At 68.8% G+C, this 18,689-nt stretch carries 22 protein-coding genes; 14 read left to right on the top strand and 8 right to left on the bottom strand.

The annotated features are described in order from the left end of the window. Positions 1–312: 312 nt before the first annotated feature. The 4 genes from L1785_RS09215 to L1785_RS09200 all read left to right on the top strand — a co-directional run bounded on the left by L1785_RS09215 (position 313) and on the right by L1785_RS09200 (position 1,955). Positions 313–672: a hypothetical protein gene (locus L1785_RS09215; RefSeq protein WP_236088942.1), complete on the top strand. Its 360-nt coding sequence runs from the start codon at positions 313–315 to the stop codon at positions 670–672. Positions 673–680: 8 nt separating this feature from the next. Beyond that, positions 681–1,187 carry a hypothetical protein gene (locus tag L1785_RS09210; RefSeq protein WP_236088941.1) on the top strand — a complete coding sequence of 169 codons (507 nt, stop codon included), beginning with the start codon at positions 681–683 and terminating at the stop codon, positions 1,185–1,187. Positions 1,188–1,207: 20 nt separating this feature from the next. Continuing rightward, the gene (locus L1785_RS09205; protein ID WP_236088940.1) at positions 1,208–1,483 is read left to right on the top strand and encodes a hypothetical protein; all 276 of its coding nucleotides are present in this window, start codon (positions 1,208–1,210) and stop codon (positions 1,481–1,483) included. Between the two features lie 229 nt (positions 1,484–1,712). After that, positions 1,713–1,955, top strand: a complete 243-nt coding sequence (locus L1785_RS09200; RefSeq protein ID WP_236088939.1) for a hypothetical protein — start codon at positions 1,713–1,715, stop codon at positions 1,953–1,955. A gap of 41 nt (positions 1,956–1,996) precedes the next feature. Here the strand turns inward: L1785_RS09200 and L1785_RS09195 are convergent, their stop codons facing one another. After that, a complete protein-coding gene (locus L1785_RS09195; protein ID WP_236088938.1) occupies positions 1,997–2,407 on the bottom strand; it encodes a MerR family transcriptional regulator in 411 nt (136 codons plus the stop codon). A gap of 55 nt (positions 2,408–2,462) precedes the next feature. On the opposite strand from L1785_RS09195, the gene L1785_RS09190 reads away from it, so the two are divergent. The 6 genes from L1785_RS09190 to L1785_RS09160 all read left to right on the top strand — a co-directional run bounded on the left by L1785_RS09190 (position 2,463) and on the right by L1785_RS09160 (position 8,825). Continuing rightward, on the top strand, positions 2,463–3,413 hold the full coding sequence (locus L1785_RS09190) for an SDR family NAD(P)-dependent oxidoreductase (protein ID WP_236088937.1): 951 nt from the start codon (positions 2,463–2,465) through the stop codon (positions 3,411–3,413). 106 nt (positions 3,414–3,519) lie between these two features. Continuing rightward, a complete protein-coding gene (locus tag L1785_RS23205; protein WP_236088936.1) occupies positions 3,520–3,813 on the top strand; it encodes a DUF1330 domain-containing protein in 294 nt (97 codons plus the stop codon). 876 nt (positions 3,814–4,689) lie between these two features. Further along, positions 4,690–5,511, top strand: a complete 822-nt coding sequence (locus tag L1785_RS09175) for a hypothetical protein (protein WP_236088935.1) — start codon at positions 4,690–4,692, stop codon at positions 5,509–5,511. A gap of 121 nt (positions 5,512–5,632) precedes the next feature. Beyond that, positions 5,633–6,409 carry an IclR family transcriptional regulator gene (locus L1785_RS09170; protein WP_236088934.1) on the top strand — a complete coding sequence of 259 codons (777 nt, stop codon included), beginning with the start codon at positions 5,633–5,635 and terminating at the stop codon, positions 6,407–6,409. A gap of 420 nt (positions 6,410–6,829) precedes the next feature. Then, positions 6,830–7,135 carry a hypothetical protein gene (locus L1785_RS09165; RefSeq protein ID WP_236088933.1) on the top strand — a complete coding sequence of 102 codons (306 nt, stop codon included), beginning with the start codon at positions 6,830–6,832 and terminating at the stop codon, positions 7,133–7,135. A gap of 1,228 nt (positions 7,136–8,363) precedes the next feature. Next, positions 8,364–8,825, top strand: a complete 462-nt coding sequence (locus L1785_RS09160) for a hypothetical protein (RefSeq protein WP_236088932.1) — start codon at positions 8,364–8,366, stop codon at positions 8,823–8,825. Positions 8,826–9,557: 732 nt separating this feature from the next. Here L1785_RS09160 and L1785_RS09155 read toward each other — a convergent pair. Beyond that, the gene (locus L1785_RS09155) at positions 9,558–9,986 is read right to left on the bottom strand and encodes a hypothetical protein (RefSeq protein WP_236088931.1); all 429 of its coding nucleotides are present in this window, start codon (positions 9,984–9,986) and stop codon (positions 9,558–9,560) included. Positions 9,987–10,028: 42 nt separating this feature from the next. Further along, positions 10,029–10,763, bottom strand: coding sequence for a TetR/AcrR family transcriptional regulator (locus tag L1785_RS09150; protein WP_236088930.1), 735 nt, complete (start codon positions 10,761–10,763; stop codon positions 10,029–10,031). A 48-nt stretch (positions 10,764–10,811) separates the two neighbouring features. On the opposite strand from L1785_RS09150, the gene L1785_RS09145 reads away from it, so the two are divergent. Both L1785_RS09145 and L1785_RS09140 read left to right on the top strand, forming a co-directional pair. After that, positions 10,812–11,027 (top strand): hypothetical protein, encoded by a 216-nt coding sequence (locus L1785_RS09145; protein ID WP_236088929.1) that lies wholly within the window; start codon positions 10,812–10,814, stop codon positions 11,025–11,027. Between the two features lie 94 nt (positions 11,028–11,121). Further along, positions 11,122–11,763 (top strand): NAD(P)-dependent oxidoreductase, encoded by a 642-nt coding sequence (locus tag L1785_RS09140; protein WP_236088928.1) that lies wholly within the window; start codon positions 11,122–11,124, stop codon positions 11,761–11,763. Positions 11,764–11,923: 160 nt separating this feature from the next. Here the strand turns inward: L1785_RS09140 and L1785_RS09135 are convergent, their stop codons facing one another. Next, positions 11,924–12,523 carry a TetR/AcrR family transcriptional regulator gene (locus L1785_RS09135; RefSeq protein ID WP_236088927.1) on the bottom strand — a complete coding sequence of 200 codons (600 nt, stop codon included), beginning with the start codon at positions 12,521–12,523 and terminating at the stop codon, positions 11,924–11,926. Positions 12,524–12,613: 90 nt separating this feature from the next. Here L1785_RS09135 and L1785_RS09130 point away from each other — a divergent pair, with 90 nt between their 5' ends. Continuing rightward, entirely contained in the window at positions 12,614–13,561 is a 948-nt protein-coding gene (locus L1785_RS09130; protein ID WP_236088926.1) for a ketopantoate reductase family protein, read from the top strand. Positions 13,562–13,645: 84 nt separating this feature from the next. On the opposite strand, the gene L1785_RS09125 is transcribed toward L1785_RS09130, so the two are convergent. After that, positions 13,646–14,362: a TetR/AcrR family transcriptional regulator gene (locus L1785_RS09125; protein ID WP_236088925.1), complete on the bottom strand. Its 717-nt coding sequence runs from the start codon at positions 14,360–14,362 to the stop codon at positions 13,646–13,648. 87 nt (positions 14,363–14,449) lie between these two features. Here L1785_RS09125 and L1785_RS09120 point away from each other — a divergent pair, with 87 nt between their 5' ends. Beyond that, positions 14,450–15,349, top strand: coding sequence for an NmrA family NAD(P)-binding protein (locus L1785_RS09120; RefSeq protein ID WP_236088924.1), 900 nt, complete (start codon positions 14,450–14,452; stop codon positions 15,347–15,349). A gap of 27 nt (positions 15,350–15,376) precedes the next feature. On the opposite strand, the gene L1785_RS09115 is transcribed toward L1785_RS09120, so the two are convergent. From L1785_RS09115 to L1785_RS09105, 3 genes are all read right to left on the bottom strand, one after another. Then, positions 15,377–15,622, bottom strand: coding sequence for a hypothetical protein (locus L1785_RS09115; protein ID WP_236088923.1), 246 nt, complete (start codon positions 15,620–15,622; stop codon positions 15,377–15,379). Between the two features lie 413 nt (positions 15,623–16,035). After that, the gene (gene mmuM / locus L1785_RS09110; RefSeq protein ID WP_236088922.1) at positions 16,036–16,938 is read right to left on the bottom strand and encodes a homocysteine S-methyltransferase; all 903 of its coding nucleotides are present in this window, start codon (positions 16,936–16,938) and stop codon (positions 16,036–16,038) included. A 617-nt stretch (positions 16,939–17,555) separates the two neighbouring features. Continuing rightward, positions 17,556–18,611, bottom strand: a complete 1,056-nt coding sequence (locus L1785_RS09105; RefSeq protein WP_236088921.1) for a substrate-binding domain-containing protein — start codon at positions 18,609–18,611, stop codon at positions 17,556–17,558. Positions 18,612–18,689 lie beyond the last annotated feature (78 nt).

The raw sequence follows: 18,689 nt of genomic DNA, 5'->3' as shown, positions 1-18,689 counted from the left end.
TGGCGCCGGTCTCGGTGCTGCTCACCACGCACACCCTCGCCGAGCTGATCGTGGCCAAGCCCGCTCACCGGCGTGCGTCTCTGAACGCGGTGCCGAGCGGGACGTCCCGGACGCCGGACCCGGGACAGCGTGGGACGCCCGAAGAGCCGACACGAACTGGGGCGACATTGCCTGACCGTGGCGCACGATCTCATGACGCGGGCCGGCATCGAGGTGCCTTCACTTCCGCGGGGCATCGAGGTGGTCCCACCGGAAGCGCCCCTGACCGCCCACGACTTCGAGGCAGCGAGGCTGACCGCCCATGATCCCGCTGTGTACAACACAATCCTCAAGGGGACGCCAACCGGACAAGAGGCGGGCGCCCGCTACGACGGTGCGACGGACAAGTCCGACCACAACGCTCTCGACCGGCTCGCTCCGCTGCGTGTGGAGGCTGAGAACGACGCCAGCCAGGAGCACGCTACCTACATCGAGCTCGACGATCTGACGGAGCCGCCTGAGAACTACATCGAGCTCGACGACCCACCGACCGAGACCGGCACGTACATCGAGCTCGACCCGACGGAGCCGCCTGAGAACTACATCGAGCCCGACACCACCGTCGACCTCGGGACGGGCGACGATCTATCCGACCCTGACATCGACATGCACATGGGCGGTCACCCGCGCTGAGGAGGCGAGTGCGGAACGTGCTGGCCGACCTCGAACTGACCCAAGGCCCGGCTGTGATCGATGTCCGTGAGCTGAAGGTCGCGGACCTGATGCCCGATGAGGGCGTGGAACGCGACCAGCGCGACCGCCAAGGCGATCGCTGGGTCTTCGGAGTTGAGTGCTTCGCGGACCGCAGCGGTATCGAGGGGCAGACCGGTCAAGGTCCGCCTGGCCCCCTGGCTCGACCACCGCGCCCGGCGCTGGCCGCACTCGCACAACACGCGCCTGTTCCTCACCACCCAGTTCACCGCCGGACGGCTCGTCTCCCGAGCGAGAGCTTCCCCTGGCACAAGACCAACCTCGACCTTCGAGCGCTGCGCGAGGACAGGATCCTCGCGGAGGCTCACGCCAGCGGCGGCGCCGTGCGACGACTCTGCGACCTGTTCGGCATCTCCATCGACACCGCACTGCGCTACGCCACCACCATCGAACGACCCCCCGCCCCGGAGCGGCCCCGGCCCCGGTCGCGGCCCTGACCCGCCGCACCGGATCGGAGATGACATGCCACACGAGCTTCGCCTACCAACCGACTTCCCCCAGTACGCCTGGGAGGTCGAAGCCCAAAAGTGTCTTCTGGGATGCCCAGGTCTCCGACGGAGCACGCACGGTCCCGGTCACGTTCTACAACACGACGCGCCTGCTGCAGGACCTGCAGGCCGAGGTCGCTCCGGACTACGCGGTCACGATCACGCGGCTCATCGTCGTCGACAGCCTCACGATCGAGCAGATGACAGCCGCGGTAGCCACGCTGCCGGACGGCTTCTGCACCTGACGGCAATCCGTCCGCCAGCGGTGGGTTGGCCGAACCCACACAAGAAACGACGATCAACGCGCCCTACCACCGCGAGTTCCCGCCAAGACGCCCGTCAGAATTCGTGAACTCACCGGAAAGAATCTCCAGGCATTGATGTTCGATCCGCCCGCTCTCGGCCGCACTGACCTGTTTTCCCTCGTGGTTGCAGGTTCGTCGTGTGCGCGACACGCGGTGACGAACCGTCATCGTGGCTGACGGTTCGTCGGACTTCGCGTTCCCCAAGGAGGAGCGGGCCGACTTCGTCGCGAGCGACCCGCGCAAGTTCCAGCTGCCCTCCGCGTCGGACATGCGCTTCAACTGGGTGCACGCCGACCTCGCCGTGCTGGATCGAGAAGAGGCGCGTGAGCTCGTCGTCGACGCGTGGCGCATGGTCGTGCCCCAGAAGGTTTCCCGCGCCTACGACGTCGCGCATCCCGGAGCTGCTGGCTGATGCGGAGGCGCCCGTCCTCTGACGCGGTCGGACGCGCACCGTCAAGGCGGGCTCCATAGGTCGCCCGTACCGTCTTGCGCCAGGTGCTTCTCGTACATATCGATCTTGAAGCCGATCACCTCGAGGCAGGTGGTCAGCTCCGCGATCCGCTCCACCACCAGGTCCCTGTGCTCGTGCAGCAGCCCGAGCCGGATGTGCTCGTTGCCCGGCCCTTGCCGCACCAGCTCGGCAAAGCGCCGGATCGTCACCAGCGGCATTCCCGATGCACGGAACCTCGTGCAGTACTCCAGCCACTCGACGTCCCACGCCGAGTAGACGCGGCGGCCGCGTCCGTCGCGCCGCACCTCGCCCGCCAAGAGGCCCTCGCGCTCGTACAGGCGCAAGGTGTGCACACCAAGGCCGGTTCGTGCGGAGACCTGGCCGATAGTCAGCTCGCTGGATGCTGCAGTCATGCGCCGAGCGTATGCCGTTGACCTAGACCTCGGTCGAGCATCTAGCTTCGGGTCCATGACCACACCGCAGCGTGGGATCGGCTCGGGTTTCGGCGCCCGTAGCACCACCGATGACGTTCTCAGAGGGATCGACCTGACCGGCAAGACGGCCATCGTGACCGGCGGATACTCCGGCCTCGGCCTGGTGACGACACGTGCACTGGCCCGCGCCGGCGCTCGCGTCGTCGTCCTCGCCAAGAGACCCGAGTTCGCAGGCCACGAGCTCGGCGGCATCGGCGGCATCGAGATCGACGCACTCGACCTGGCCGACCTCGACAGCGTCCGCCGGTTCGCCGAGCGCTTTGTCGCCTCCGGCCGCGAGGCCGACATCGTCATCAACAACGCGGGCATCATGGCCTGCCCCGAGACCCGGGTCGGCCCAGGCTGGGAGGCGCAGTTCGCCGTCAACCACCTCGGCCACTACGCGCTGATCAACCGGCTCTGGCCCGCGATCGCCCGCGCCCGTGGCCGGGTCGTCGCCGTGTCCTCCGGTGCCCACGGCATTACCGGCATCCGGTGGCACGACGTACAGTTCACGAGGGATTACGACCGCTGGCAGGCGTACGGGCAGGCCAAGGCGGCTAACGTGCTCTTCGCCGTGCACCTCGACAAGCTCGGCCGCGACGCTGGCGTGCGGGCGTTCGCGCTACACCCCGGTACCATCCTCACCCCCCTGCAACGGCACTTGTCCAAGGACGAGATGGTTGCTGCGGGCTGGATCGACGACGACGGCAACCTGGCCGACCCAACATTCAAGACCCTCGAGCAAGGCGCGGCGACGCAGGTGTGGGCGGCGACCTCGCCGCAGCTCGCCGGCATGGGTGGCGTGTACTGCGAGGACTGCGACATTGCCGGGCCAGCGACCGAAGCTGGCGGCGTGCATGCCCACGCGATCGACTCCGCGGAGGCGGCACGCCTGTGGGAGCTGTCGGCAGAGCTCACCGGGGTGGACGCGTTCAGATCTTAGGATCCGACCGCAGGGTCGGAGCCGACCAGCTCGTGCTCCGGATCATCCCGGCGACCCGCCGTCGGGTACGAATGTACTGAATTGCGAATCGAATACTGGAGGTTTCGTGCCCAAGGGCTACTGGGTCAGCGTCTACCGCACCATTTCAGACCCTGAGAAGCTGGCTGCCTACACCAAACTGGCCGGTCCGGCCGTCCGGGCCGGGGGCGGGCGGCTCCTCAGCCGAGGCGGCCGGGTCGTCGCACACGACGCCGGAATCGCCGAGTTCACCGTCCTGATCGAGTTCGACAGCTTCGAACAGGCCCTCGCGGCACGCGAGAGCGAGGCATACCAGGAGGCGCTGGCCACACTTGCTGACGGCGTCGAGCGCGACTTCCGCATCGTCGAAGGCCTCGACTGACAGTCGGTGACCCGCCCGGCGTCCAGCTCCGACAAGCACCACGACGGAGAAGAAGCACCACACCGCCGGGCAGGCAGGCGGCCAGAGCTCCGGCAAAGTCATGGGTCGGGGATGAGGTCGGCGGGCCGGGTTGGATTTCCGATCGCGGCGTTTCGGATCGAGGCCATGACGCGGGGTCGGTTGCCGGCGCGTGCCTGAGAACGGTCTTCGTCGAAGGTGACGTCGCGGACCCAGTGGAGCCGGTTGTACGAGTCGGCCAGGGGCGCGGTTCCGCCGTTTCCGGTCGGTCGTTTCCCCTGGCCGCTCGCCCGAACCCGGCGTGCCAGTTTCCCGGCACCGGGCTCTCCACGAGTCCCTCAGGCGGTGGCCGTCTCGGGTCGCTGGGTCCACGGCGTCGGGATCGCGCCACCGCGGTAGCGGTACCGCTGGGTGGGTACCTTCGCGGGGTTGAATAGGTCCACGCCGGCAGTGGTGAGCAGTTCTGCGCCCTCGCCACCCGCTACGCTAAACGAGCCACCTACTGCCGCCGAATGCAGGCATGACGCCCTCGTCCACGGTTCAGATCATGCCTCCATCAGACCCAGGCCGATTCAGCGCGATGGCGCGTACTAACCGGTGTCGGCGTCCCTCCCTATAAGGGTCACAGCTCGTTCCCGCACCGGAGGGGCGCGAGCATCGACACACACCGAAGTTCATTGCGACTGGCGGCTCAGGATCCATTGCTCGGCCTGCCGTAACACGCGTGCTCGCCGGGGTCGGCCGAGGCACGCCTCCGAGCCGTCGTCGGCCTCGGCGACCGGCTCTCAAACCGCCGGACCAACAGCCCCGACGTCGGCGACAACAGGGCGCGACGTCGCGGCCGATCGGAGGTGCCCGATGGGGCGCGAACAGCTGCACGAATGGACGATCCAGATCCCCGGCGACGGGTACATGGAGTCGAGACACGTCTACCACGACGCGAACGGGAAGCCGGTCGAGTCGCAGATCGTCGTCAAGTGGAACGACGGAACCACGGTGTCAGCGCAGGTGATCAGGGTGCTCCCGAATGGGGACGTGACGACCGAGGGGCAGCTCCGATACCCGGACGACACGCACGTGTCCACGCGCTTTCACACCGACGGGCGGTTTGACGTGGTGCACCTGCACCCGAGCTCGCAGGAGACGACGACATGGAAGTACGAGCGTGACGGATCGGGCACGGTGGAGCTTCGCCGGCAGATCGATCTCGGGCAGAGCACTGGCATCGCGCTCCTTACCTGGACGGTCATGCCGGACGGCTCACCGTCCGGGGACGTGTGGGATCTCGAGGAGCTCACTGACTCCCAGACCGGCGAGCAAACGCAGGTTCAGACGCGACGAGCGCCTGACGGCACCATGACGACCACCATCAAGGTCTGGGATCACAACGGTCAGCTCATTCGTGAGGACACGACAACCGTGCACCCGCAACCGGCGCCGGATCCCGGCCCGCCGATGAGCAAGGTCCCCACACCGCCGACACCAGGGCCGGTCACGGGAGGGTCTCCTGTCGACATCATCACGCCGACGACGCGAGTACCGGATGGCACGCTCCCGGGTGGCGGAGGCTGGGTCGGCCCGGGTGGCACGATCGTGGAGCACTGGAAGGACTGGTGGATCGAGACGCCGGACGGCACCGTGACCTTCCTCGGTTCGGAGCTGGTGACCAAGAAGGAGTAGCCGGAACGGCTCTTGCCGATCGCGGTTGCGGTCGACTTGGTCGGCTGGCCATGCTAGGGACGACCAGCGGCGGAAGCCGCCCTCTCGGGTCACTTGGTGACATGGCGGCAGGGGGACCGGCATGTACGACGGCGCAGTGGTTGGTCGGGCGCTGGACATCGTTCATTGCGTCGCGGCCACCGGCTGCGGGCTCTCGCTGGCTAGGCTCGCGGAGGGGACCGGTATCCCCAAACCGACCGTCCGCCGCATCGCCATGGACCTGGTCGCGCGCGGCGTGCTGGTGCGCCGGGACAACGTCTACACGTTAGGCCCCACACTCGAACTGCTCGGACGCAAGGCTGCCTTGCACCAAGCCTTCGCCGAGGTCCACGAGAGCCTGGTGGAACTCAACGCAACTTTCGGGGGCGTGGCTTGGCTCCTGGCGGGCGAGCAGGTGAAGACCCTAGAGCCGTTCGACCTCGTCTGCAGCGACGAGGTCGCGCGGTTCCTCGACCGATGGCCGCCGCCGTCGCTGGAAAGCCTGGTCAACACCGCCGGTGGCCGGCTCTTCCTGCTTGACCGTCCAGACCTGCTCGAACGGGCCACCCGGAACGGTCTGCCGCGCTGGACCCCGAACTCTCCCGCCACCCGGGCGGAGCTTGACGGAATCCTCCGGCAGGCCCGTGACCTCGGGGCGGCCGTCGAGTCCGAACAGAGCATGATTGGCTGGCGCTGCGTCGCCGTACGCCTGACCGGGCCACAAGGACAGCCAGCCGCGGTCGGCGTCACTGTCCCTGTCCAGCGCGGCGACCTCAAGAGCCTGATCCGCGCAGCGCTGCGTGTCGCCGACGCCATGCCCGTTCGGCGCAACGCGGCGGACGTTCCCACGGCCGCAGCGCTGGCACCCCGTTCGCCCTAACACGTGTCACTCAGTGACACGCCCGCTTGGCCCCTCACTCGGAACCCCCAAGACTGGGGCTGAGAGCGCACCTGATCGGTCGAAGCGCTCACTCGCCAACTGGCCCATGATGCTGTGCACCATCGCCTCCCAAGGAGTTCGCCACGTCCCGACGTCTGACAGGCCGTCAGATCACGACCATGGTCGTGGCTGTCTGGCTCGCAGTGCTCGCCTTCCCCGTCGGCAGCTTCGCCGCCGGCCTGGCCAAGGTCAGTGTGGCCGACTCCACCTATTTCCATCCGGGTTGCGCACGTGACGGCCCAGGGCCGACTGACCACCGGCACGTGTGACAACGACTCGTGTGCCTCAGCCGACACCGGCAAGCACCGATCCGTCAACGGTCGGCGTGCCGGCGCCGGCGCCCCGACCGTCGACGGATCGGTGCTTCCCTATAACCCCGGCGCGGCGTTCTCGCGCATGATCTTCACCCCGGGGCTGATCAAGCCCGGGCTGACCTCGGGCAAGGTCATGATCACCAGCCTGTCGTTCACGAACCCGGGCGCCGGTGCGGCGGTTGTCACGATCCGCAACCTGAACACCAGCGGGACGGGGTGCGGCGTGACGCTGGGCGACTACGTGTACAACGCGCTCGTCAGCGGTGCCTCGACCCTCGTGGTGACGTTCCCGTCCCCGCTGGTCGCGACCCGGCGCGCATTCGCCAACAACCTGCCGACTCCGTGGTCGTGACCGGCTCCGTCTTGCCCTGAGCGAGCCGGGGCCAGGCGACTCCCCGTTCTTCAATGCGGTCGACTCAGCTTTCAGTGAGGGTCGTCTTGTGAGAAGGGCAAATTAAGGATCTTCCGCTAACCACAAGAGGGAGGCATACCAATGGCAGAACCAAACAAATCGGTCGAGCCGCCTCAGACCAGTGTGCAGCCACAGGGCCCTCTCCCCGGTGTGGGCCCCAAGGCCGAGAACCACGGTGCAGCGTCGACCGGCCGCGGTGAACCGCCAGAGCCCGGCGCCACGTACCAAGATCCCGGTCTCGAGAAAACTGGGGCAGAGTTTGGCAAGTATGCCGGGGATGCCGTGGGCCAGCTCGTCGGCCATTATGCGCTCGGGCCTGCAGGGGAGGAAGTGCTCGGCCAGGTCGGCTCAGAGTTCGGCCGAATGATAGGTGGCACTCTTGGGTCGGTGGCCGACACCATGTTCGGGTATTACACCCCGGGCGGGGACGGCGGAATGAGCACTCCCGAGTCGGGTGCGGGCATGTCTCTCCCTCAGGGCGCGTCAGTCGATGCTGACCATGTCGTAACGGCGAGCACCGCATACCCGCAGGGGCCGAACGCGTCCCACGATCCCAGCATTTCGGAGCCGAACGCGTCCCACGATCCCAGCGTGTCGGAGCCGAACGCGTCCCACGATCCCAGCGTGTCGGAGCCGAACGCGTCCCACGATCCCAGCGTGTCGGAGCCGAACGCGTCCCACGATCCCAGCGTGTCGGAGCCGAACGCCTCTCACGACCCGGGTGCTGCGAGTTTCCACCCGCATTAGGCCATGGGAGAGGGGATCACGATGCGTCGATCTTCAGCCTCGTCCGAGCAGGACGCCGTGTCGACTGCTGCGGAACAGGCACATTTTCAGCAAGACCTCGCGGCACATGCAGCCCAGGGATTCATTCAAAGTCTCGCGGACCCGGCGGGCGACCCGGGCATGTCACAGGACCCCGGCGCTCACGACCCGGCGGGCGACCCGGGCATGTCACAGGACCCCGGCGCTCACGACCCGGGAACCCACGACCCGGGCATGTCACAGGACCCCGGCGCTCACGACCCGGGAACCCACGACCCGGGCATGTCACAGGACCCCGGCGCCCACGACCCGGGAACCCACGACCCAGGAACCCACGACCCGGGCATGTCACAGGACCCCGGCGCCCACGACCCGGGAACCCACGACCCGGGCGCAGCTGCGCATGACACGGCAGGAGCTGCTGCTCACCGCTAACCCGGCTATAGGAGATATCTCAATGCCCACATACAAAGGGAAGGTCTCTGGATACGTCCCAAGGACCGAATCCGGCGTCTTCAGGAAGCGACAGACACTCGTCTGGAACTTCAGGTTGGAACGCTACGGTCCTGGAGGCAAACCCCTGCCGAGGGTGGCCGTCGAGATGCGAGCTAAGTACTACCGCGGCGGCTCGATCAACAACGGCGATGTCGTAGAAGTGACCGGTCGACAATCACGCAATGGGCTGGTGACGGTTGATAAGGCGAAGAACCTGACAGCGGGAACAGTCGTCCGCGCGCGCAGGTGGAATCTCAGCGTATTCATCGTCAAGGGCCTCGGATTGTTGCTGATCCTTGCTGTGCTCGCGGTCGTCGCAGCTGTCGCGTACACACTCGCGACTGGAGATGGCGGGTTCTCGCTTGAGTAGGGGAACTATGCCTCGATCCACGAATGGGCAGGGTCTGAGTCCGCGGGTTCGCTGATGGTGGATCGCCGATTGCAGGGGCATGGGTGAGTCCCTCGCCTCGCTGCCAGGTCGTTCCAGGTGTTGGTGCGTCGTGCCGTTTCCGGCGGGGTGGTCAGGACGTCGGTGCGAGCGGCGGTCCGCAGACCCGGGTGGACAGGTCGGCCCAGGCGGTCTCCCAGGGCCAGGGCGCCGGTTGCCCGTGCGGGACAGTGCCGGTCGAGTACCGGACTTGGCCGAGCGTGGATTCCCGGTTCCGGGACTGGCAGCTGGACGGTTCGTGGGACGTGCTGGCCGACCGGCTGCGCACGCAGGCCGACGGTGCGGGCCTGATTGACTGGGGGCTGAGCGTGGATTCGACAGTCGCCGCGCTCACCAGCACGCGGTCCCGGTGCCCGCCGCGACCCCGACGCTCAGGCCGAGCCGCCGCACGGCCCGGCCCGGCGGGAGTCGGCCGATCACGGGCTCGGCCGGTCGCGTGGCGGGCTGACGACCAAACGGTTGTCCGACGCGACATCCTCGCCCACCAGAAAGGTGCTCCGATCCTGCGCTCCGTATGCTGTCTCGACAACAGCATCCTTGCAGGTCAGAGCACCTTTCCCATGTCTTTGGTCACCTCACTTGCGAAGCATCGAGGCCAGGCAGTTGCCGATTCGCGCGTGGCTGAGAGACCTTCTCGGGCAGCGCTGACGGAGGTCATTCCTGGTGGCTCTGCGCCGCCAAGGCCGCCTTCTTCGCGGCTGCATGTGCGGCGTCGATCGCCGCCGACCGTGCGCCGGGCTCGGTGGGCGCGATCTCGTCATCGAACCGGGTCCAGAGCTCCTCGGCGATCTCCTTGGCCTTCTCGGGGTGGTCGTCGGCGACCTCCAGGAGCGCCTGGTCCTTGGCGAGGGCCTCGCAGCCCGGGTCCGCGGCGCGCCAGGTCTCGCAGGCCCGGCGGGCGAGCGGAAGGTCGCGGCCCCGTAGGGCGTGGGTGATGACCAGGTGCGCGATGTCCCCGACCAGGCCGGTGTACTGGTCGGCGAGGCGCTCGCCGTGCACGGCCCACAGCCACTGGTCGTGCTTTTCTTCGGGGATGGTGAACGGTGCCAGAGGGAACGAGTTCGTGACCCCTTGGGGTGACACGAATTGGACACGCCTTTACGGGCTCGGTGCCGGGCATGGCCCTCAGGGCTTTGTCGCTCTCCGGCGACCAGGGCCGGCGAGGATGCCGTCGATCAACGTATCGATTGCCCAGCGGCTGCGCTCGAGGTGGCTGCCTTCGGTGAAGATGGATGCCCCGAGAGCTGTCAGGGTGGGGTGCCTGGTCGGGTCCGCGCCGGCGAGCGTGCCGGTGAGGTCGGCGATGTCTTGTCCCTCCTCGCGCGCATGGGCGGTCCACTCCGCCGCAGAGGCGGTCGCATGCTGAAGGAGCAGGTCGACTGAGCGGGCCGCGGTCTGCTCGGACACCCCGGCGGAGAGAAGCAGCCGCACTACCAGCTCGACCAGGTCGAGATAGTTTGGGCCGTCTGGCCACACATGCAGCGCTGCATTCGCCAGTTCCGCGCGACGTGCCAGGAGGGCCGAGTAGTCCGAGAGGACCCGGTGCAAGCGTTCGCGCCACGACTCGGCCCCGTCCCAGGACAGATCGAGCTCCGCGAGGAGTCGGTCGATGAGCTGCGCGTTCAGCTCTGTCGTGTTCTTCACATACACGTACAGAGAGGCGGGTCCGGTGTCCAGCTCGGTGGCGAGTCGGCGCATCGTCAGTTTGTGAGCCCCCTCGCGCTCGATGACGCGGAGCGCGGCATCCACGATGGCCGCACGTGAGAGTGCTGGTTTGGCGGGCCGCTCCCGCCGGCTGACGGGTTCTGTTCGAGGCATGAACCAGATCATAGCAACGTCGAACACAATCGTAACGAACATGTTCGCTACGATCGTGTTCGTTCACCATCGTCATCGAGGAGCCCCGCCATGACCCACATCGCATCACCCGCCCCGACAACGGGAACGCGAGGACTCTGGCTGACCCTGATGGTTGTGCTCCTGGCCGATGTCATGGATCTGATCGTCGCCTCCGGAAGCATCTCGGCGATGACCATCACCTTGATCGTCGTCCTGGCCATCGTCGCGCTCTGCCTCCTGGCCGTCCCTCTGCTCCCGCGCAAGGCGGCCGACATCGAGGAATAGCGCCGGAAGGCCCGAGCTGCAAACCCAGGATCCACGCACCCAACCACATCACAGACCCACCCACAGGCCCATCACAGACAAGGAGAACCCACCCATGTCGAACGGACCCTTGCGTATCGCCGTCCTCGGCGCCGGCGGTCGCACAGGCCGCCTCATCCTCGACGCCGCCCTCCGCGCCGGCCACAAGACACTTGCTGTCGTCCGGTCACCCGCGCGAGCAGGCATCGAACCCCGCCCCGGCCTCGACATCACCGCCGCGGATGCCCGCGACTCCGCATCCCTCCAGCGGATCCTTCGCCCTGGCGACGTCATCATCTCGGCGATCGGCCCGTCCGGACGCACATCGAATGGTCTGTACGAGAGCGTCGGCACCGCTATCGTCACCGCGACCGCGACAACCGGTCCACGACGGTTCATCGGCATCACCTCGAGCGGTGTGCGGGACGACGACCCGAACCACCCCTGGTGGTACCGCACGTTTCTCGTCCCGGTGATGCGGGACACCTATGACGACATGAGCCGCATGGAAGCAGTCATCGAGGCCAGCGACCTGGACTGGACCTTCGTACGCCCCGCACGGCTCACCGACGACGACGCAACCGGCACCTTCCGAGTCGAAGACGGCTCCAACCCACCGGGCGGGATCGCCGTCCCACGGCAAGACGTCGCCGACTTCGCCATCAGCTGCACCACCGACGACGCCTGGAGCCGGACACGCCCCACCATCTCCAGATGAAGCTTCGGGCGGGCAATGACCCTGATCGGCATCGTTGAACCGCCTTACCGAGCCGACGTATCGGGGGCGGAGCACTAGCCATGACCGCTACATCGTGACAAGTTCCGCCACCCACCGACCACGTCTGCACCTATGCGGCGCCCCAACCTTGACTCTGCGTTCAGGCGGTGCCCTCGATGCATTTCGGTGAAGGCTGCCGGCGCAGCCCGTCCAGCAGGAGGGTGATGACTCCGTCGGCCTCGGCTCGCCAGTCGGGGCGGTGGTCGTGGGCCGCGCCGATGCCGTGCAGCACCATCATGACGGCACCGGCGTCCACGTCGGCGCGGACGGTACCGTCTCGCACGGCGTCGGCCACCAGGTCTCCGACAGCCTCCTCCAGTGCCTGACCGCCGTCGGCGAGCGCACCCGAGCGGGTGGCCATGAGCGTGGCCAGCGTCCGGGCGAGGCCCTGGTAGGCATCCATGTGGTCGACCATGCCGCGCAGGAAGGCCGCCAGGGCCTCCTCCGCGGGCAGCGTGGCCCGCAGGTCGCGGGCGCGGTCGCTCAGCGTGGCGACCTCCTCGTGGTAGACCGCCTCGGCCAGCGCCTCCCGAGTGGGGAAGTGGCGGTACAGCGTGCCGGTGCCCACGCCGGCCAGCCCGGCGAAGTCGTCGAAGCGCAGGTCGAAGAAGTCCCCGGCGTCGAGAACCTCCCGGGCCGCGGCGAGCAGGGCCTCGCGGTTGCGCCGGGCGTCGGCCCGCAGCGGCTTGGCGGCGTTCATGCGATACCTCTCGTTGACAAATGGAGATAATCTCCATATTTTAGAACTGGAGATGATCTCCAGTTTGAGCCTAACCCATCGAGGTGCAGCATGAAGATCCTGATGTTCGGACGAGGCGTGATCGCCACCGTGAACGGCTGGGCCCTGGAACGGGCCGGGCACGACGTCGAGTTCTACGTCCGGCCGGGCCGCGCGGCGGCGTACGGGGAGGCGGTCGACCTCGATCTGCTCGACACCCGGCGGCCGGTGTGGAGGCAGCGCGTTGTCGAGAAGTGGCCGGTGCGCTACCGCGAGGAGCTGGAACCGGACCACGACTTCGACCTGATCGTGCTGAGCGTGCAGCACTACCGCCTCGCGGAGGCGGCGGCCTTCCTGGCGCCGCGCATCGGCAAGGCTTTGGTGCTGGTCTTCAGCAACGTCTGGGCCGAGCCACTGGACGCGATCGGCACGCTTCCCCCCGACCAGGTCGCCTGGGGCTTTCCGCAATCCGGTGGCGGCTTCGGCGAGAACGGCGTGCTCCGCGCGGTAATACTGCCGTCGGTCATCCTCGGCACCTTCGGCACGCCCCCGACCGAACGCGAGCGGACCGTGCGCCAACTGTTTCGCGAGGCCGGGTTCCGGATCCTGGAGCAGCCCGACCTCCGCGGCTGGTTGTGGATCCATTTCGCGGCGGATGCCGGCGTGCACTCGCAGGGCCTGAGGCTGGGTTCGCTGGCCGACCTGGCCGGAGCGCGGCGCGACCTGCGCGAAGCGCTGCTGGCCAGCCGTGAGCTGCTGCCGCTCCTCGAGGCGCGCGGTGTCGACCTGCGGCGCCATCGAGGCAGCGTGCTGCCCATGCGCGCACCGACCTGGCTGACGGCCTCAGTGCTCGCCTGGCTGACCGCTCATGTCGCGCCGGCGCGCTTGAGCCTCGAGATGCACTCCGACCCCGAGGCCGAGGAGCCACGGGAGGTCTGCCGGGACACTCTCGCGGAAGCGCGCCGGCTGGGCGTCGCGGCACCGCGACTGGAGGCGGCGGAACCGAGCTTCGCCCGTTAGGGAGGGCCACCGAAAGGCCCGCTCGACGGACGGCCCGAACCGTTGAGCCGGCCGGGGCGCCTCTCGCTCTCGGTCGTCCGCCGCTCAGCCCTGGAGGCGCTCGATCGCGCGCGCGAGCCATTCGGACATGAGCCCGCGCTCGGCCTCGGTCAGCGCCGGAAGCTCCGGCACGGCCGCGCGGAGCGCGACGGCCAGCGTCGCGGCGTCCGATGTCGGAGGCGCGGGTGCGGTCGTGAGGATCCGGGCCATGACCGCATCGAGCAGGGCGTCGGCGAGCGCGGGGTCGCGTCCCGCTTCGGGCTGGGTCAGGAGGGTGAGCACGACGCCGTTGCCGGCGGCGCGGAGCATGTCGACGGCGCGGGCCTCGGAGACCCGGAGGAGTCCGGCGGCGGCGACGCGGGCGACCCTGGTGCGGAACACGTCGTTGCCCGTGGCCATCGCCGGCGACTGCTGGAGCCGTCCGGGCGTGACGAGCAGGCCGTACAGGTCGGGGTTGGCGAGGCCGAAGTCGATGTTCGTGTGCCACGCGGCGCGGAGGTGCTCGACAGGGTCGCCGTCCTCGGTGGTGACGGCCACGGTCTTGTCCGCCACGTAGCCCGCCAGCACGTGTTCGGCGACGGCTTCGAGAAGCCCGTCCTTGTCGCCGAACAGCCGGAAGATCGTGGGCGGCTGCACGCCGGCGGCCTGCGCGACGGCGCGTGTGGTGACCGCGCCCGCGCCCTGGTCGTGCAGGAGGCGAGCGGCGGCCTCGATGACCGCGGAGCGGCTGTCGGTCCGGGTGGGTGTTGGTCGGCGCGGCACGGATCAACGATATCAGGAGAGTGTTTCCGATGATCCGACCAGTGGTAGCGTATTTGTCGAACCATTGATCCACCGCAAAGGACGACCATGATCATCGTGACCGGAGCCACGGGCCGCCTCGGCGCCCGCATCGTCGACAGGCTGCTCGAGCGCGTTCCCGCCGACACTGTCGGTGTGAGCGTGCGAGACGTCGCCAAGGCGGCCCACCTCGCCGAACGCGGGGTCCGTGTCCGTGCCGGTGACTTCACAGACCGTGCTGAGCTGGACCACGCGCTCCAAGGCGCTGACCAGGTGCTCGTCGTGTCACCCAGCATCCGGGACCCGCGGGAGTTCGTCCGGGCCACTCGGGCAGGGCTGGACGCAGCCGTGCGGTCGGGAGCCCGGCGGGTGCTGTACACGAGCCACCAGATGGCCTCGCCGTCCTCCTCCTTCACGCCGGGGCGCAACCACGCCGAGTCCGAGGCCTACCTCGCCGAGCGGGCGTCGGCGCACGGCGTCGCCTGGACGTCGCTGCGCCACGGCTTCTACGCAGGCGCGTTCGAGCTCTTCGTGCCCGCCGCGCTGCGGTCGGGCGAGCTGCGTCTGCCCGCGGACGGCCCGGTCTCCTGGACGGCGCACGACGACCTGGCCGAGGCGGCCGCAGCGGTGCTGACCGAGCACCGAGAGCTCAGCGGCGCTACCTCTCCACTCGTAGGCCCCGAGCTGCTCGACTTCGCAGACGTCGCCCGGATCGTCAGCGAGCAGACCGGCAGCCCGGTCGAGCGCGTCGTGGTCGACGACGACGCGTGGAAGGCCGAGGCCGTGGACGGCGGTATGCCGGAGAGCGTCGCCGAGTTCACGCTCGGGATGTTCCGTGCTTCACGCGCCGGCGAGAACGCCGTCACGGATCCTGCCCTCCAGACCCTCATCGGTCGTGCCGCGACACCGGCGCGCACGGTCCTGGCGGGCATCCTGAGCTGGGCTCTGCCGGTGTCGCGGCACCGGTAGCCCGACTGGCCGGCCGGGTCGGGACGCTCAGCGCAACGCCGGCCCTTCCACGGCCACCGGCCCGGGTGCGACGGGGTGCTCGATCTGCAGGTTGAGGGTGTTGCGCGACGTCGGGATCACGGCGAGCTGGGCCTCGCCGCCGCTTGTGTCGATAGCGCGCACGTGCAGGTGCCCGTCCTTGAGACGGATCGCGAACTGGTCGGTCCCGGCGACGAAGCGCACCTCGCTGTCGTCGTCGATCACGGTGGGGCCCGAGGGCAAGGTCTTCGGCATGGGTACAGCATGCCTGGCGCAGCGAGGAGACCCGTCGCCGCCCACCGTATGACACGAGTGCCCAGGGATGACGGCCCTGATGCCGCGTGCCCGCGGCGCCCGCCGGATCGCTCGGGAGGAGTAGGCCTTTCCCGCAGGGACCACCCCCTGAAGTCACACCGAGAAGTACTTCGCTTCCGGGTGATAACGGTCTGACCTGCGACAGCACCGTTCGTGAACCCTCCGGGACACGAATTGGAGACGCTTTGGCTCACACGCTGGCCGGGCTGGTCACGCCGGGACGTCGCGGTGCGGCTCGGCGCGCGACCGGCGCCCGGATGCGCCCGACCCGCGCTCCATCCGACCCCCATGCCTCGTCGATGTGCGCGCCTGCTCGCCCATGCCGCGCTCGACGGCCTGCCTGGCAGGGGCCGCTAGCCCGCGCCGGCCACGGCACGAGCGATGTTGTCGATGTCGGCTGGGCGTACTCGGCAGCATCCGCCCACGATCCGCGCCCCGTCGGCGACCCACAGTTGTGCTTGCTGCGCGGAGTGCTGCGACGTGCCCACCCAGGTGCGCTGCTGGGCGTCCCATGCCTCGCCGCTGTTCGGGTAGACGATCACCGGCTTCCCGGTGACGTCGCGGGCGGTGGCGATCGCCGCCGACACGTCGGACGGGGCGCAGCAGTTGACACCCACCGCCACGACCTCGGGCGCATCCCGTACGAGTGCGAATGCCTCGGCCAGCGGTTGCCCGGCGCGTGTGCGGTCGCCGACGATGCTGAATGTCAGCCACACGGGGATCCCGATCCCGGAGATCACGGTCATGAGCGCTTCGGCCTCGTCCATGTCCGGGATGGTTTCGAGCGCAAGCAGGTCCGGCCCCGCGTCGACCAGCACCTCCAGGCGGGGTCGATGCCAGGCTGCCAGGTCGGCCACGCTCAACCCGTATCGGCCTCGATACTCCGATCCGTCGGCCAGCGCCGCACCGTAGGGGCCGACCGACGCCGCCACCCAGCGGTCCCGCCCGTCCCCGGCCATCTCATCGCGGGCAGCCTGGGCCAGTTCGACACTGCGCCGCAGCAGCTGTACGGCATCGTCCCGACCGATGCCGCGCGCCTCGAACCCGTCGAACGACGCCTGGTAGCTCGCCGTCGTCGCGATCACCGCGCCAGCCCGGAAGAAGGCCAGGTGAGCGGCCTTGATCTCGTCGGGGGCGTCGACCAGCAACCGCGCTGACCACAAATGGTCCGAGAGGTCATGCCCGCGCGCCTCGAGTTCGGTCGCCAGGCCGCCATCGGTGATCAGAACAGGGCCGTTCGGTTCGAGGAACACCACGACGTGACTCTAATCCCCGCGCACTTGTACGGGTCGACGCCGCGTGACGGTCGTCGATGTGTCGCGAACCGAGGATCGGGCCCGCGAGGTCCCCCACCCGGACAACGGGCAGGCTCCTGCGGTCGTGCTGGTCGCCAGCCTGACCATCGGGTCCGGAAAGCTCGGCGAGACCGTCGCGAGATCGGACGACGTCGTGGTCGGCCCGCACCACCGCGTACGACTTCCTCGCCGAGAGGCTCCAGAGCCTGGAAGCGGCCTTGACGGGACCCCGAGGATCGGTCCAGGTGCTGTGCGAGCCGATTGGTGGGTACAGATCGCAGGATGTGCCCGTGGGAGCCTGACCCGGTTTCCCGGACACGGTTGGTGCGGCGGTCATCGCCTTCTCCGGGCTTCCCGGACGAGCCGGCAAGACGTCGTGGCACGTGGAGACCAACACCACCACCGTCGCTCACGTGGCGGATGCGTACGTCTTCGCCGTCCACACGACTCAGCAGGACGACGCGAAGCGAGAAGCTACGGCGTGGGGTCCAGCACGACGACGGGGTCTCGCGTGCGCGTCGCCGAGGTCGCCCCAGCCGTCGTCGGTCGCGGCCAGGAGCTGCCACAGGCGCTGGCTCTCACAGCTCGCCAATGAGGTCGAAGTCGAATCCCTCGGCGCGCGCGATGTAGAGCCGGTGTTCGGCGTGGTTGCCGTGGAACCGCATGGGGCCGCGCGGCCCTTCGTACACGACGCCGTCGACCGAGCGGTCGGTCGCGGCCACCGCCGCGCTGCCCGCCCGCTCGACGATGGTGCGCAGGGCGAAGATGCCCTCGTAGCAGGCCTCCGCCGCCGCCCCGACGGCAGGGGCGTGCACGCCGTGATGGGCGGTGTAGCGCCCGATGAGGTCGAGAGCCTCGCCTGTCGCCAGGCTCCGGAACCAGCCGCCTGTCGAGTAGAGGTTGGCGGTGCTGCCCGCGCCGCTGCCCATGAGCATGTTCTCTTCCATGAGTGTGCTCAGGCGGACGATGCGCTCGTCCAGGCCCTGCCGGGCGAACGCCCGGTTGAACCGGACCGCGTTCTGCCCGACCATCAGCATCAGCACGCCGTCAGCGCCCGAGGCCTCGATGTCGTGCATGACGCCGCCGAGCTGGGCGCCGCTCGCGCCCTGCTCGTTCAGGAACCGGGCGCCGGCGAACTGGACCCCGAGGGACGCGACCTGCGTGGACAGCACCTGGAACGTGCGCCGCGGCCAGGCGTAGTCGTCGCCGACGACGTACCAGCTCCGCACCCCGAGCTCCGCCCGGAGCCGGGAGATGGCGGGGAAGAGCTGGGCCGATGGAATCTCCCCGGTCACGTAGAGGCCGGGCCGCGTCTCGGCGCCCTCGTAGGCGGCCGGGTAGACGTAGGGCACACGGCGCTGCACCAGCGGCACGAGGGCGTTGCGCACCGCCGACGTGTGCCACCCGGTCAGCGCGTGGATGCTGCCCGCCGTCAGCGTCCGGGCCACCTGACGCCGCAGAACCGGGAGCGGCTGGCCCGCGTCGAGGAACTCGGCGCGCACGGGGCGGCTGAGGATCCCGCCCGAGGCGTTCATCTCGGCGACGGCCAGCTCCGTCACGGCCTGGCACGACGGGCCGTAGATACCCCCGGGGCCCTGGAAGTGCAGGAGGGCACCGATGACGAAGTCCGACATGACGCCCCGTCCCGTGATGGGCCCCTCTTCCTGGGCTCGGCCTGTGTTGGCCGGTAGTGTACGAGCACACAGGAAGGG

It is taken from the genome of Antribacter soli, assembly GCF_021568775.1.
Lineage (GTDB): Bacteria > Actinomycetota > Actinomycetes > Actinomycetales > Cellulomonadaceae > Antribacter > Antribacter soli.
This window is presented reverse-complemented; position numbering and strand designations above follow the sequence as displayed.

Bases quoted from the DNA above. Each gene is read 5' to 3' on its own strand.
- L1785_RS09205 (WP_236088940.1), top strand. From the start codon at position 1,208: ATGACATGCCACACGAGCTTCGCCTACCAACCGACTTCCCCCAGTACG.
- L1785_RS09195 (WP_236088938.1), bottom strand. From the start codon at position 2,407: ATGACTGCAGCATCCAGCGAGCTGACTATCGGCCAGGTCTCCGCACGA.
- L1785_RS09190 (WP_236088937.1), top strand. From the start codon at position 2,463: ATGACCACACCGCAGCGTGGGATCGGCTCGGGTTTCGGCGCCCGTAGC.
- L1785_RS09175 (WP_236088935.1), top strand. From the start codon at position 4,690: ATGGGGCGCGAACAGCTGCACGAATGGACGATCCAGATCCCCGGCGAC.
- L1785_RS09170 (WP_236088934.1), top strand. From the start codon at position 5,633: ATGTACGACGGCGCAGTGGTTGGTCGGGCGCTGGACATCGTTCATTGC.
- L1785_RS09160 (WP_236088932.1), top strand. From the start codon at position 8,364: ATGACACGGCAGGAGCTGCTGCTCACCGCTAACCCGGCTATAGGAGAT.
- L1785_RS09150 (WP_236088930.1), bottom strand. From the start codon at position 10,763: ATGTTCGTTACGATTGTGTTCGACGTTGCTATGATCTGGTTCATGCCT.
- L1785_RS09145 (WP_236088929.1), top strand. From the start codon at position 10,812: ATGACCCACATCGCATCACCCGCCCCGACAACGGGAACGCGAGGACTC.
- L1785_RS09140 (WP_236088928.1), top strand. From the start codon at position 11,122: ATGTCGAACGGACCCTTGCGTATCGCCGTCCTCGGCGCCGGCGGTCGC.
- L1785_RS09135 (WP_236088927.1), bottom strand. From the start codon at position 12,523: ATGAACGCCGCCAAGCCGCTGCGGGCCGACGCCCGGCGCAACCGCGAG.
- L1785_RS09130 (WP_236088926.1), top strand. From the start codon at position 12,614: ATGAAGATCCTGATGTTCGGACGAGGCGTGATCGCCACCGTGAACGGC.
- L1785_RS09120 (WP_236088924.1), top strand. From the start codon at position 14,450: ATGATCATCGTGACCGGAGCCACGGGCCGCCTCGGCGCCCGCATCGTC.
- L1785_RS09115 (WP_236088923.1), bottom strand. From the start codon at position 15,622: ATGCCGAAGACCTTGCCCTCGGGCCCCACCGTGATCGACGACGACAGC.
- L1785_RS09105 (WP_236088921.1), bottom strand. From the start codon at position 18,611: ATGTCGGACTTCGTCATCGGTGCCCTCCTGCACTTCCAGGGCCCCGGG.